Here is a 13,725-nt window from a genome sequence, read left to right as displayed (position 1 = left end):
CGCCCATTCCGTCAGGTTCATACACCAGATCATACGACACTCGTGACACCTGAAGGACACTCATGGACACTTAGTCGAGAGCAGTTCCTGACCCCGCCCCTGCGACGATCGAACCGTCGACGATCCAACCGCCGCGGCGTGCGAGGAGCGTGGGTCCGGGGGTCGGGCCCCGGTTCGGGTGGAGGCGGGCGGGGAACGGGCGCACCGCGAGCGCACCCGCACCCCGCCTCTGCTCCGGCGTCTACTCCGGCATCGCGGGCGCCCCCTTGGCCGGCGTCCTCGCCAGCCCCTCCATCCCGATCCGGATCGCCGCGTCCACCTGCGGATCCCGCCCCGCCGCATGATCCTGTGGCGCCGTCACGACTTCCACATCCGGGTCCACCCCGTGGTTCTCCACACCCCAGCCGTACCCTTCAAGCCAGAACGCGTACTTGGGCTGGGTGACCAGCGTGCCGTCGACCAGCCGGTACCGGCTGTCTATGCCGACCACGCCGCCCCACGTCCGCGTACCGACGACCGGTCCGATCCCCAGCGCCTTGATCGCCGCGTTCACGATGTCGCCGTCCGAACCGGAGAACTCGTTCGCCACCGCCACCACCGGTCCGCGCGGCGCGTCCCCGGGGTAGCTGTACGGCTGCATGCCGCGCGGGCGGACCCAGCCGACGATCCGGCGGGCCAGCTTCTCCACCACCAGCTGCGACGTGTGGCCGCCGCGGTTCTCGCGCAGGTCGACCACCAGCCCCTCGCGGGCCATTTCGATCCGCAGGTCGCGGTGGAGCTGCGCCCAGCCGGAACCGACCATGTCGGGGACATGGAGGTAGCCGAGACGGCCGCCGGACTGCTCGTGCACGTACGCCCGCCGGTCCGCGACCCACGCGTGGTACCGCAACGGCTCCTCGTCCGCGGTCGGTACGACGACGACATGGCGCGAGTCGCCCCCGTCCACCGGCGCGACGGTCAGTTCGACCGGCTTGCCCGCAGAGCCGGTGAGCAGCGGCCCGGGACCGGTCAGCGGGTCGACCTCCTGACCGTCGACGGCGAGAATCGCGTCCCCCGCCCGCACCGCGACCCCGGGAGCGGCGAGCGGCGAGCGGGCCGCCGGGTCGGAGGTCTCGGACGGCAGGATCCGGTCGATGCACCAACGGCCGTCGTCCGCGCGGGAGATGTCCGCCCCGAGCAGCCCCTGCCGGGTCGCGTCGTCGCGCCAGCCACCGGACGGGGTCACATACGCGTGCGAGGTGCCGAGCTCCCCCTGCACCTCCCACAGCAGGTCGACGAGGTCGTCGTGGGTGGCGACGCGGGCCAGCACCGGCCGGTAACGGTCGAGGACCCCCTCCCAGTCGGTGCCGCCCATGTCGGACCGCCAGTAGTTGTCGCGCATGACGCGCCCCGCCTCGTCGTACATCTGGCGCCACTCGGCGGCCGGGTCGAGGGTCCGGCGGATCCGGGACAGGTCGACGGTGACGCTGCTGTCGCTCCCTCCGTCGTGGTCGTCGCCGGAGCCCGCCGGGACGCGGCTGTCGGACGGTACGACCCGCAGCTTGCCCCCGGTGTGCAGGACGAGCCGCTTGCCGTCGCCGCTGACGGCGAACCGGCTGACGTCGGAGGCGAGTTCGTCGCTCTGCAGCTTCTCCAGGTCATACCGCTCCAGCACGGTCTCCGGCCCCCGGGCGTCCGGTGTCGCCGCTGCCGTACCGAGCACCCCGGTCACCGGGTGACGGAGCCACAGCAGCCCGTCCTTCGCCGCGCGCAGCGAGGAGTAGCGGGCGGCCTCGACGGGCAGCGGCACGATCCGGTCGGCGAGCCCGTCCAGGTCGATCCGGGTGACGGGCAGCGCGGTCGGGTTGTCGTGGTCACCGTCGCCCGAGCCCTTCTCCTTCTCGGTGGGGCGGCCGTGCCGCTGCGGGCCGAAGGGGGACGGCGTGGTGGCGGCGAGCGTCAGCAGGTGCGGGCGGCAGGCGCCGACGAAGGACAGGTCGAAGACGTGCGTGTCGTAGACCGGGTCGAAGGCGCGCTCGGAGAGGAAGGCGAGGTGTTTGCCGTCGACGGTGAACGCCGGCGAGTAGTCCCGGAAGCGCAGCGGGGTGGCCTCGGCGACCGACAGGTCGGCGAGGTGGGCGAGCTTGAGCTGGCTCAGTGGTACGGGTCCGGGGTGCGACCAGGCGAGCCAGGAGGAGTCCGGCGAGAAGACGAGGCCGGAGGCGTCGCCGTTCTCGCATCGGTCGACCTCGTGGATCTCGCCGCTCTCCCGCTCGACGATCACGATCCGGCCGTCGTGCGAGGCGACGGCGAACCGGCTGCCGTCGGGTGCCGCCGCGAGGTCGAGGACCCTGCCGAGCCGGCCCGCGGCAAGCCTGCGCGGGACGGTGCCGGGCGCGGTCCCCCCGGCGGGTGCGCACTCCAGGGCGTCGTCGCCCTCGGCATCGGTGACCCAGACGACGTGCTGATCGCCGTCGGCCTGGAAGGTACGGGGCAGCCTGGCCCGTACACCGGGTTCGGCGGCGAGCGCGCGGGCCGGGCCCTCGCGGTGGGTGACCCAGTGGACGGCTCCGCGCGTTCCGACGGCGCTGCCGCGTCCGGTGCGGTCCGGGGACGCCGAGTCGAGGTGACTCCCGGCGTGCACGGGATGCGGCTGCAGGTCCGCGCGCTGGCCTCCGAGGCGGATGTCGAGCCGGCGGGGCTCGGCACCGTCCAGGTCGTCGAGCAGCCAGATTTCACCGGCCGAGGCGTAGCTGACCCTGGTGCCGTCGGTGGTGGCGTGCCGGGCGTAGAAGCCGTCGATCCCCGTGTGCCGCCGCAGGTCGGAGCCGTCGGCGAACGAGGAGTAGAGCGCACCCGTGCCTTCGTGATCCGAGAGGAACGCGAGACGGTCACCCACCCACAGCGGGCATTCGATGTTCCCGTCGAGGTCCGCGTGGATCCGTACGAACTCCGCCGCGGACTCGCCCCCGGTCGCTTCCTCGATCCACAGCTTGCCCGCCGTACCGCCCCGGTAGCGCTTCCAGGTCGCGGCCTCGCGCCCCATGGTGGCGGAGAGCAGCAGGACCCGCCCGCCGGGTCCGTACGCGAGGGAGCCGACCGGCCCGTAGGGCAGGGTCCGCGCGGGACCGCCGTCGACCGGGACGGCCCGGGCCCAACTGCGGCGCAGGGACACCTGTCCCTGGGTGCTCGTGACCAGGACGTCGCCGTCGGGGGTCCAGCCGCGTACGGCGGTCCGCGCGTCGCCCCAGTAGGTCAGCCGCTTCGAAGGGCCTCCGTCGACGGGAGCGAGGTGCACCTCGGGGGCACCGTCGCGGGTGGATGTCCACGCGACGTGGGTGCCGTCGGGCGAGATCCTCGGCTGGCTGACGGGCCGGTTGTCGGCGCTGACCCGCCAGGCCCTGCCGCCGTCGAGCGGCGCCAGCCAGACATCGTCCTCGGCGGTGAAGGCGATCAATTCGCCCTGGGCATGGGGATACCGGAGATAGGCAGGCTGTGTCACACCGATCACCCTAGGCCGCGGTCGCGTTCCGAGGAACGGGGTTGGCCGGAGTCCGTCCCCGCCTTTGTGTCGGACGCACTCACTTGCCCTGGGGATACCCGGTGACGGTCACGGTCACGGTCACGGTCGGCCGGGCACCGCCACCGCCACTGCCTTTTCCACCACCGGCACCGCCCGTCGGCGATGTCACGCGGCCGGTCGAGGAGGCGGTGTCGCAGTTGCCGAGCACATGGGCGCGCAGGACCACCCTGTCGCCGACCTTCCCGGTCAAGTCACCCCGTACACAAAGTCCGTTGACTTCCTTCGTGACCTTGCCGGCGAGCGTGATGTCCTTGCCGTCCACGGTCCGTCCGCGGCAGTCGACCTGCGCCACCTGCCGCACGGACGCGGACGGTGAGGTCGAGGACTGCGTCGTACCGCCGCCCTCGACCTCGGCCGTGCAGTTCAGCCACTGCACATCGACCCCTTTGCGCTCCAGCGCCCCGGTGCCGGTCCGGTCGGTGGTCAGGGCGACGGACGCGGAGTTCAGCCCGTCCATCGGCTCACAGGCGACGGCCCCCGCGACCGCCGCACCGACGAGGCACAGTACGGCCGGAATGCGATGGGTCCGGCCGCGACCCCATGAACTCGATGCGTTTAATGTCCCCATAAATGGCAGCGTCCCACCATTCTCCCTCCGTGCGGTAGACCGCTTGCAGCCACACCGGACATGTTGTACGGGGTTACGCCCAGCGGCCGGTGCGCCCCAGCAGCAGCGCCGCCGCCGCCGTGCCCGCCGTCGAGGTGCGCAGGACGCTCCGGCCGAGCCGGCAGGTCCGGGCGCCCGCCTCGGCGAAGGCGGCCAGTTCCTCGGGTGAGACACCGCCCTCGGGGCCCACGACCAGCACGATCTCGCCCCCTGCGGGCAGTCCGACGGTGGCCAGCGGCTCGCTGTCGTATCCCCGGTCCTCGTGCAGGACGGCTGCGAAGTCGGCTGTGGCCAGAAATGCGGCAACCTGTTTGGTCGTCAGTGCGTCCGTCACCTCAGGGAACCGCACCCGGCGCGACTGCTTGCCCGCCTCGCGGGCCGTGTTCCGCCACTTCGCCAGGGCTTTGAGGCCGCGTTCGCCCTTCCACTGGGTGATGCAGCGCGAGGCCTGCCACGGCACGATCGCGTCGACGCCGGTCTCCGTCATCGTCTCGACGGCGACCTCGCCGCGGTCGCCCTTGGGGAGCGCCTGGACCACGGTGATACGGGGCGTGGGCCGGGGCTCCTCGTGGACCGTGCAGAGGTCCGTCAGGACGAGCCGGTCCTTGCCCTCGGCGGCCCGCACGACCCCTTCCGTCCACCGGCCGTGACCGTCCGTCAGGACGACGTCCTCACCGGCCTGCAGCCGCTTGACCGAAACGGCGTGCCGCCCCTCGGGACCGTCCAGGACGAACTCGGGCCCGGCGGGGACCTGTTCGACGACGAAGACCGGTGCGGTCACTGCGTGCTCCTTGTGCTCAGTGCCGCGCGTGCGGCGTCCAGTTCTTCGGCGAGCAGCTCGACCAGCCGGCCGGCCGGCAGCTCGCGTGCCATGCGGTGGCCCTGGCCCGCCCACAGGGCCATGCCCTGTGCGTCCCCGGCCTTGGCCGCGGCCTTGCGCAGCCCGCTGGTGACATGGTGCACCTGCGGGTACGCGGCGGGGGCGTACGGTCCGTGCTCGCGCACGAAACGGTTGACGAGGCCGCGGGCTGGACGCCCGGAGAACGCCCGGGTCATGGCCGTCCGTACGAACAGCGGGTTGGTCAGCGCCTGCTTGTGCAGCAGATGGGCGCCGGACTCGGGGCAGATCAGGAATGCCGTGCCGAGCTGCGCCGCCTCCGCGCCCGCCGCGATGACCGCCGCGATCTGCGAGCCGCGCATGATGCCGCCGGACGCGATGAGCGGCAGCTGGACGGTCTCACGGACCTGGGCCACCAGGGTGAGCAGCCCGATGCCGATGCCGTCGTTCTGCGGGTCGTCGCGGTGGGTGGACCGATGGCCGCCCGCCTCGACACCCTGGACACAGATCGCGTCGGCGCCCGCCCACTGGGCGGCTTGCGCCTCCTCGGGCGAGGTGACCGTCACGACGGTGTACGTGCCGGCTCGGGCGAGCGCGTCGAGGGCGTCGCGGGTGGGGCAGCCGAATGTGAAGGAGACCACCGGAACGGGGTCCTCCAGGAGGATCGCGAGCTTGGCCTCGTAGCCGTCGTCACCACTGGAGTCCGGGTCACCGAGCGGGGTCTCGTACCAGGCGGCCTCACCGGCGAGCTGGTGCCGGTACACCTCGACCGCGCTCGGGTCGGCAAGGTTCGGCTGCGGCATGAAGAGGTTGACGCCGAACGGCTGACCGGTCATTCCGCGCAGCTGTTTGATCTCGTTGTACATGCCGTCCGCCGTTTTGTACCCGGCGGCCAGGAAGCCGAGCCCCCCGGCTTCGGCGACAGCCGACACGAGCTGCGGACAGGACACACCGCCCGCCATCGGGGCCTGCACGACCGGATACCGACAGAGATCGGTCAACGCGGATGACATGACCGCATCGTGTCACGTCCGGTGCACCCTGCCGAATCAGCCACGGCATGGCCGGAGCGGTATACGCGGTACGCAGCAACGCCCGCCGACCCGAGGACGGGCGGGCGCTGCGACACAAGGGAACAGAGGGGTCGGGCGGCCCTCAGCGGCCGTTGAACGCATCCTTCAGGCGGGAGAAGAGTCCCTGCTGCCCTGGCTGGAACTGACCGGTGGGCCGCTCCTCGCCGCGCAGCTTCGCCAGCTCCCGCAGCAGTCGTTCCTGCTCCGGGTCCAGCTTCGACGGGGTCGTCACCTCGACGTGCACGATCAGGTCACCGCGCCCGCCGCCCCGCAGATGCGTGATGCCGCGGCCGTGCAGCGGAACCGACTGGCCCGACTGGGTGCCCGGCCGGATGTCGACCTCCTCCAGGCCGTCGAGCGTCTCCAGCGGCACCTTGGTGCCGAGCGCGCCCGCCGTCATGGGGATGGTGACCGTGCAGTGCAGATCGTCGCCGCGGCGCTGGAACACCGGGTGCGGCAGCTCATGGATCTCGACGTACAGGTCGCCGGCCGGGCCGCCGCCGGGGCCGACCTCGCCCTCGCCCGCGAGCTGGATGCGGGTGCCGTTGTCGACACCGGCGGGAATCTTCACGGTGAGCGTGCGCCGTGAACGGATGCGGCCGTCGCCGGCGCACTCCGGGCACGGGGTCGGCACGACCGTGCCGAAACCCTGGCACTGCGGGCAGGGCCGCGAGGTCATGACCTGGCCGAGGAACGACCGGGTGACCTGGGAGACCTCACCGCGGCCGCGGCACATGTCACAGGTCTGGGCGGAGGTGCCGGGCGCGGCACCCTCACCGTTGCAGGTCGTACAGACGACGGCCGTGTCGACCTGGATGTCCTTGGTGGTGCCGAACGCCGCCTCGGCGAGATCGATCTCCAGCCGGATCATCGCGTCCTGGCCGCGCCGGGTGCGCGACCGCGGTCCGCGCTGCGACGCCGTGCCGAAGAACGCGTCCATGATGTCGGAGAAGTTGCCGAAGCCACCCTGCCCGAATCCACCCGCGCCACCGCCGCCGGAGGCGGACAGCGGGTCGCCGCCGAGGTCGTAGACCTGCTTCTTCTGCGGGTCCGACAACACCTCGTAGGCGGCGTTGATCTCCTTGAACCGCTCCTGGGTCTTCGGATCGGGGTTGACATCCGGATGCAGCTCGCGTGCGAGCCGCCGGAAGGCCTTCTTGATCTCGTCCTGAGACGCGTCGCGGCGCACGCCGAGAACGGCGTAGTAGTCCGTGGCCACTTACGACTCCGCCAGGATCTGTCCGACGTAACGTGCCACTGCGCGTACCGCTCCCATCGTTCCGGGGTAGTCCATGCGGGTCGGTCCGACCACGCCGAGTTTGGCGACTGCCTCGTCGCCCGAACCGTAGCCGACCGCGACGACGGACGTGGAGTTGAGCCCCTCGTGGGCGTTCTCGTGCCCGATACGTACGGTCATGCCCGAGTCCTTGGCCTCGCCGAGCAGCTTCAGCAGCACGACATGCTCCTCGAGTGCCTCCAGCACCGGCCGGATCATCACAGGGAAGTCGTGCCCGAAGCGGGTGAGGTTGGAGGTGCCGCCGATCATCAGCCGCTCCTCCGTCTCCTCGACAAGGGTTTCGAGCAGGGTGGAGAGCACGGTGGACACGGTTCCCCGGTCCTCGCTCTCAAAGGATTCCGGCAGGTCCTGCACCAGCTGCGGGACGTCCGAGAACCGGCGTCCCACGACCCGGCTGTTGAGCCGGGCCCGCAGATCGGCGAGAGAGGTCTCACCGAACGGCGCGGGACAGTCGATCATGCGCTGTTCGACCCGGCCGGTGTCCGTGATCAGCACGAGCATCAGCCGGGCGGGCGCCAGCGACAGCAGTTCCACATGCCGCACCGTGGACCGGGTCAGCGAGGGGTACTGCACGACGGCGACCTGCCGGGTCAGCTGCGCGAGCAGCCGTACGGTGCGGCCCACGACGTCGTCGAGGTCGACCGCGCCGTCGAGGAAGTTCTGGATGGCCCTGCGCTCCGGCGACGACAGGGGCTTGACCCCTGCGAGCTTGTCGACGAAGAGCCGGTAGCCCTTGTCCGTCGGGATGCGACCCGCGCTGGTGTGGGGCTGGGCGATGAAGCCCTCGTCCTCCAGCACAGCCATGTCGTTGCGGACGGTGGCCGGGGAGACCCCCAGCTTGTGCCGCTCGGTGAGCGCCTTGGAGCCGACGGGCTCCTCGGTGCCGACATAGTCCTGGACGATGGCGCGCAGCACTTCGAGTCTGCGTTCGCTGAGCATGGCGCACACCTCCAGCTGTGTTTCCTCGGTGGTTCTGGTCGATCTCCGGTGATTCCTGGCACTCGATGCGTACGAGTGCCAGCAATCCCCCGCCAGTGTACGGCGGTCGGGTGGGGCCCGAGCAAGGGCGACCGGCCACGCTACCGCGAGACCGCGCAGGTCGTTGCCTATAGCGTGTCCGCATGAACGCGTCTTGGGAAGAGTTCGGCTGGGAGCGACTGGGCAACGGTGTGGGCCGCCGGAGGCTCCCCGGATGGGATGCCACGGTCGCACTGGTGCTCGGAGCCGAGGGCACGTTGCTCTTCGATACGGGATCCACGCTGCGTGAGGGTGTGGAGATACGGACCCAGGCGCAGGCCCTGACCGGCCGGAGGGTGACGCATATCGCACTCAGCCACCCTCATTTCGACCATGTGCTCGGCACCGCGGCATTCGCCGGGGCGGAGGTGTACGGCGCGGCCGGTACGGCCGCTCTCCTGGCCGGCGGCGCGGACGAGCTGCACGCCGACGCGGTACGCCAGGGGGTGCCCGAGGAGGACGCGACACAGGCGGTGGACGTCCTGGTGGCGCCGCACCACCAGGTGTGCGACGAATGGACGCTCGACCTGGGTGGTGGCCGCCAGGTGCTGCTGGCGAACGTGGGCCCCGCCCACAGCGGCCACGACCTCGTCGCCCTCGTGCCCGGCTCCCCGGCCGTGGTCCTCTGCGGCGACCTGGTCGAGGAATCGGGCGAACCTCAGGCGGGCCCGGACGCGATCCCGGCGCGCTGGCCGGCCGCGCTGGACCGGCTGCTGGCGCTGGGCGGCGAGGACGCGGTGTACGTACCGGGGCACGGGGCCGTCGTGGACGCGGCGTTCGTGCGGGCACAACGTGACCGGCTGTCCGCCGCCTTCGGCGTGTCGTGACCGTTCCCGTCCTATCGTCGTCCGATGCGCAGCTACCACCCGGACCTGACCCCGCCCTGGAAGAAGTCCGCTCCCGTCCCTGAGGTCCCCGCCGAGCTCGATCTGGTCGTGGAGGAGGTCTCCACCGGCTTCTGCGGTGCGGTGATCCGCTGCGAGAAGACGGCGCAGGGCCCGACGGTGACCCTGGAGGACCGTTTCGGCAAGCACCGGGTGTTCCCGATGGAACCGCGCGGCTTCCTCCTGGAGGGCCGCGTCATCACCCTCGTTCGCCCGTCGGCGACCGGCCCGGCCCGGCCCGCCCGCACGGCCTCCGGTTCCGTGGCGGTCCCTGGGGCGCGGGCCCGGGTGGCGCGGGCGGGCCGGATCTACGTGGAGGGCCGGCACGACGCGGAGCTGGTCGAACGTGTCTGGGGCGACGACCTGCGCATCGAGGGCGTGGTGGTGGAGTACCTGGAGGGCATCGACGACCTCCCGTCCATCGTCCGCGCGTTCGCCCCCGGCCCGGATGCGCGACTGGGCGTCCTGGTCGACCACCTGGTCCCCGGCTCCAAGGAGTCGAGGATCGCGGCCGAGGTCACCGACGCGAACGTGCTGGTGGTGGGCCACCCGTACATCGACGTCTGGGAGGCGGTGAAGCCGGCTTCGGTGGGCATCGGCTCCTGGCCGGTGGTGCCCCGCGGCCTGGACTGGAAGACGGGCGTGTGCCGGTCATTGGGATGGCCGGAGAACACGGGCGCGGCATGGCAGCGCATCCTGTCGACGGTCCGCTCGTACAAGGACCTGGAGCCCGCCCTGCTGGGCCCGGTGGAACACCTGATCGACTTCGTGACGGCGTCGGCGGCATAGAGCCTGTCGGGTGACCTTCGATCGGACAGCGGACGCGGTCTGGTGCGTGCGATTCCAAGGCGGCGGGATGTCCTCGGATGGGGTCTCCCCTGCTCGAACGAAGCTGAGAGCTTGGGGAAGGAGCTACTGGGATATTTCGGCAACGCGGGAAGCGTGCGTGCCAGGGCGTGGCCGCCCGATCAGAGGTCACCCGACAGGCTCATAGGCCGTCGTCGAGCCCGTGCGGCGACTGAGGACCGGGGGGCCGGGGCCGATCCCCCGGTCACGGGAAGGAGCGGGCCAGGGAGAAGTCCCGCCGCAGGCGCACCCGCTTCCTCAGTCCACCAGGTCCCTGACCACCGCATCCGCGAGCAACCGCCCCCGCAGAGTCAGCACCGCCCGCCCCTGCGCATAAGGCGCCGCCTCCAGCAGTCCGTCCGCCGCCGCGCGCCCCGCCGCAGCCAGCCCGGCGGGCGCCAGCAGCGACAGCGGACACCCGTCGACCAGCCGCAGCTCCAGCAGAATCCGCTCGACCCGCCGGTCCTCCGCCGTCAGGATCTCCCGCCCCGCGCCCGGCGACCGCCCCTCCGCGAGCGCCTGCGCGTACGCGCCGGGATGCTTCACGTTCCACCAGCGCACCCCGCCCACATGACTGTGCGCCCCCGGCCCGGCCCCCCACCAGTCGGCGCCCCGCCAGTACAGCTCGTTGTGCAGGCACCGTCCGTCCACCGTCCGGGCCCAGTTCGACACCTCGTACCAGGAGAAGCCCGCCGCGGCCATGGCCTCGTCGGCGATCAGATACCGGTCGGCGTGGACGTCGTCGTCCGTCATCGGAACCTCGCCGCGCCGGATCCGCCGCGCCAGCTGCGTGCCCTCCTCGACGATCAGCGCGTACGCGGACACATGGTCCGGCCCCGCTCCGATCGCCGCGTCCAGCGAGGCCCGCCAGTCGTCGTCGGACTCCCCTGGGGTGCCGTAGATCAGGTCGAGATTGACGTGGTCGAAGCCCGCCTCCCGGGCCTCGGCGACACACGCCTCGGGCCGCCCCGGCGTATGCGTGCGGTCGAGGATCTTCAGCACGTGCTGCCGGGCGCTCTGCATCCCGAACGAGATCCGGTTGAAGCCGCCTTCCCGCAGTTCCGCCAGATACGCCGGGTCGACCGACTCCGGATTGGCCTCGGTGGTGATCTCCGCGTCGTCGGCGAGCCCGAACTCGTCACGGATCGCCGCCAGCATCCGTACGAGATCCCCGGCGGCCAGCAGCGTGGGCGTACCGCCGCCGACGAACACCGTACGGACCGGCCGCGGGTCGTCGCCGAGCACCCTGCGGGCCTGGCGGACCTCGCCGATCAGATGGGCGGCGTAGTTGTCACGGGAGGCCAGCGCACCGCCCGACCCCCGCAGCTCGGTCGCCGTGTACGTGTTGAAGTCGCAGTACCCGCAGCGCGTGGCGCAGTACGGCACGTGCAGGTAGAAACCGAGCGGCCGGTCGGCGGCGCCTTCCAGGGCATGGCGGGGCAGCGCCCCGTCGTCGGGCACGGGCTCACCATCGGGCAGTACGGAAGGCATACCGTCCATTGTCACTCGCCGCCGGCCGTGCCCCGCCCACGCTCACTGGGCCTGCAGGACCACCAGCGCCAGATCGTCGTCCGGCGGGCGCTCGGCGAACTCGTGCACGGCGCGTTTGATCCGGTCCGCGATCCCTTCCGCGGTCAGCCCGGCGCACCCGGCCAGCGCCCGGGCGAGACCGTCCCCGTCGTCGAACATCGCCGGCCCGGAGCGCCGCTCCGTGACCCCGTCCGTGACGCAGAGCAGACTGTCCCCCGGCGCCAGGTCGAAGCTCTGGCTCTCGTACGCGACGTCCTCCACGATCCCGAGCAGTACCTGCGACTCGGCGGCGGCCCGCACGGTGCCGTCGGGCCGCAGCAGCAGCGGCAGCGGATGGCCCGCGCTGGCGAGGGTGCAGCGCACTCCGCCACCGGGCAGCGGCACCATCTCCCCGTACAGCAGGGAGAGGAACCGGGGCTGCCCGCCGTCCGGCAGCTGCGGACCGTGCTCGCGCAGATGCTGGCCGCCCTGCGCCAAGTGCTGCCCGCCCGCAGCCGCGACCATGAGCGCGGCGGCCTCGGCGGTCTCCATCGCGTCGTCGAGGAGCAGCCGGTTGAGCCGGTCCAGCACCTCGCCGACGCGGAACCCCTCCCGGGCCAGCAGCCGCAGCCAGGGTCGGGCGAGACCGGTCACGACGGCTGCCTCGGGTCCGCTGCCCTGCACATCGCCGAGGATGAAGCACCAGCGGTCGCCGGGGCACGCGAAAATGTCGTAGAAGTCACCTCCGACGACACCGTCGTCGCTGGGCTCGTACACCAGTGAGCTGGTGACGCCGGGTATCTCCGCGACCTTGCTGGGGAGCAGACCGCGCTGCAGGACGCGGCTGATGGTGGCCTGCCGGGTGTACGCGCGAGCGGCGCCGACGGCGAGGCCGACGCGGCGTACGAAATCCTCGACCAGGGCGGTCACCCCGTCGGGAACACGCGCGATGCCCTCCCGCCCGAGGAGAACGGCGCCGAGCGTACGGCCGCCCGCGGCGATCCGGTAGGCCGTCGCCGCCCCCTCGCGGCTGCCCGCACCCCCACCGGGGACCTCGCGGATCCCCTTGTCGGCCTCATCCTCGTCCGCCCCGGGCCATGGCATGGAGACGGGTCCGGTGCCCACGCGCTCCGGCAGCCGGATCGGCTCGCGCTCCAACGCCGCACGCAGCTGTCCCGTCTCGGCTTCGTCGCGGTGCCAGACGCTGGCGAGCCGGGGGACTGCCGCGGGTCCGCCGTTCTCCGGCTCCAGCCAAATGGCGCACCAGTCGGCGAGCCGGGGCACCAGGAGCTGTCCGGCGAGCGCCGCCACGATGTCCTCGTCGAGCTGGCCGGTGAGCAGATCGGAGGCTTCGGCGAGGAAGGAGAGGGCGCCGCGGCCCACCCAGTCCGCGTTGTCGCGCAGGGCGCGCCGGGCGGTGGGGGCGAGCAGTTCGGCGGTGCGGAGCCCGCTGCGGAGATCGGGCTCGGCGGTCGTGCCGGGCGGCGCGGTCCAGTCGTCGACGGGCAGCCGGGCCCAGACGGTCTTGACGCCGGTGCGGTACGTGATGCCCCAGCGCTCGGCGAGAGCGGCGACGACCTGGAGCCCCCGACCGCACTCGGCCGGGCCGTCCTGCTCCGCCGCGGGTAACGAGCCGGGGCGTTCGCTGCGCAGCGGACGGGCGGGGTGGTGGTCGGCGACCTCCAGGACCAGTGCGGCGGACTCCTCGTCGGTTGCCTCCTCCAGCCGGAAGAGCAGTTCGACGGTGGTCCCGGCGTGCACGACGGCGTTGGTGACGAGCTCGCTGACCACGATCACCGCGTCGTCGCCCAGCCGGTCGCTGAAGCCGACGGCCGCGGGCAGCCCGAGTCCGGTCCACTCGGCCAGTGCGGCCCGGACGAACCGGCGGGCGGCGGCCGGCGCGAGCGGGTTGCCTGGCAGGCTCGTCCGGGCGACCGGGTGCGGGTCCACCTGTCCGACGTGTGTACCGGGACGCTGAACGGTGTCCCGCTGCACGGGAATGGGCCCCATGGCGCAGCTCCTGACCTGTTCTCGCACGGCCTGTTCTCGCCGTGTGCCGCTGACGACACCGACAGAGTGACAGACCGACCCG

At 72.1% G+C, this 13,725-nt stretch carries 10 protein-coding genes; 2 read left to right on the top strand and 8 right to left on the bottom strand.

The window, feature by feature from the left end; translation table 11 throughout:
* Positions 1-241: 241 nt before the first annotated feature.
* The 6 genes from AB0I23_RS22385 to hrcA form a co-directional block, all read right to left on the bottom strand.
* Positions 242-3,481, bottom strand: coding sequence for a S41 family peptidase (locus AB0I23_RS22385; RefSeq protein WP_359111622.1), 3,240 nt, complete (start codon positions 3,479-3,481; stop codon positions 242-244).
* A gap of 79 nt (positions 3,482-3,560) precedes the next feature.
* Entirely contained in the window at positions 3,561-4,130 is a 570-nt protein-coding gene (locus AB0I23_RS22380) for a hypothetical protein (protein ID WP_359111620.1), read from the bottom strand.
* Positions 4,131-4,203: 73 nt separating this feature from the next.
* Positions 4,204-4,950, bottom strand: a complete 747-nt coding sequence (locus AB0I23_RS22375; protein ID WP_359111618.1) for a 16S rRNA (uracil(1498)-N(3))-methyltransferase — start codon at positions 4,948-4,950, stop codon at positions 4,204-4,206.
* Positions 4,947-6,020, bottom strand: a complete 1,074-nt coding sequence (locus AB0I23_RS22370) for a nitronate monooxygenase (protein ID WP_359111616.1) — start codon at positions 6,018-6,020, stop codon at positions 4,947-4,949. The genes AB0I23_RS22375 and AB0I23_RS22370 overlap by 4 nt, the downstream gene beginning before the upstream one ends.
* Before the next feature lie 142 nt (positions 6,021-6,162).
* Positions 6,163-7,299 (bottom strand): molecular chaperone DnaJ, encoded by a 1,137-nt coding sequence (gene dnaJ / locus AB0I23_RS22365; protein ID WP_037697657.1) that lies wholly within the window; start codon positions 7,297-7,299, stop codon positions 6,163-6,165.
* Positions 7,300-8,316, bottom strand: a complete 1,017-nt coding sequence (gene hrcA, locus AB0I23_RS22360) for a heat-inducible transcriptional repressor HrcA (RefSeq protein ID WP_037697660.1) — start codon at positions 8,314-8,316, stop codon at positions 7,300-7,302. It abuts the gene before it with no gap.
* Between the two features lie 182 nt (positions 8,317-8,498).
* Here hrcA and AB0I23_RS22355 point away from each other — a divergent pair, with 182 nt between their 5' ends.
* On the top strand, positions 8,499-9,221 hold the full coding sequence (locus AB0I23_RS22355; RefSeq protein ID WP_359111614.1) for an MBL fold metallo-hydrolase: 723 nt from the start codon (positions 8,499-8,501) through the stop codon (positions 9,219-9,221).
* 24 nt (positions 9,222-9,245) lie between these two features.
* Positions 9,246-10,067 (top strand): DUF3097 domain-containing protein, encoded by an 822-nt coding sequence (locus AB0I23_RS22350; protein WP_359111612.1) that lies wholly within the window; start codon positions 9,246-9,248, stop codon positions 10,065-10,067.
* Between the two features lie 315 nt (positions 10,068-10,382).
* Here the strand turns inward: AB0I23_RS22350 and hemW are convergent, their stop codons facing one another.
* A complete protein-coding gene (hemW, locus tag AB0I23_RS22345; RefSeq protein ID WP_359111610.1) occupies positions 10,383-11,624 on the bottom strand; it encodes a radical SAM family heme chaperone HemW in 1,242 nt (413 codons plus the stop codon).
* 33 nt (positions 11,625-11,657) lie between these two features.
* Positions 11,658-13,643, bottom strand: coding sequence for an ATP-binding SpoIIE family protein phosphatase (locus AB0I23_RS22340; RefSeq protein ID WP_359111609.1), 1,986 nt, complete (start codon positions 13,641-13,643; stop codon positions 11,658-11,660).
* Positions 13,644-13,725: the final 82 nt, after the last annotated feature.

It is taken from the genome of Streptomyces atratus (genome assembly GCF_040655115.1).
In the GTDB taxonomy this organism is placed as follows: Bacteria; Actinomycetota; Actinomycetes; order Streptomycetales; family Streptomycetaceae; genus Streptomyces; species Streptomyces atratus_D.
The sequence above is the reverse complement of the archived record's forward strand: the minus strand, read 5'-3'. Positions and strand labels throughout refer to the sequence as shown.

Excerpts from the sequence above, each read along its gene's own strand:
- AB0I23_RS22380 (WP_359111620.1), bottom strand. The coding sequence starts at position 4,130 with ATGGGGACATTAAACGCATCGAGTTCATGGGGTCGCGGCCGGACCCAT.
- AB0I23_RS22370 (WP_359111616.1), bottom strand. The coding sequence starts at position 6,020 with ATGTCATCCGCGTTGACCGATCTCTGTCGGTATCCGGTCGTGCAGGCC.
- hrcA (WP_037697660.1), bottom strand. The coding sequence starts at position 8,316 with ATGCTCAGCGAACGCAGACTCGAAGTGCTGCGCGCCATCGTCCAGGAC.
- AB0I23_RS22355 (WP_359111614.1), top strand. The coding sequence starts at position 8,499 with ATGAACGCGTCTTGGGAAGAGTTCGGCTGGGAGCGACTGGGCAACGGT.
- AB0I23_RS22350 (WP_359111612.1), top strand. The coding sequence starts at position 9,246 with ATGCGCAGCTACCACCCGGACCTGACCCCGCCCTGGAAGAAGTCCGCT.
- hemW (WP_359111610.1), bottom strand. The coding sequence starts at position 11,624 with ATGGACGGTATGCCTTCCGTACTGCCCGATGGTGAGCCCGTGCCCGAC.
- AB0I23_RS22340 (WP_359111609.1), bottom strand. The coding sequence starts at position 13,643 with ATGGGGCCCATTCCCGTGCAGCGGGACACCGTTCAGCGTCCCGGTACA.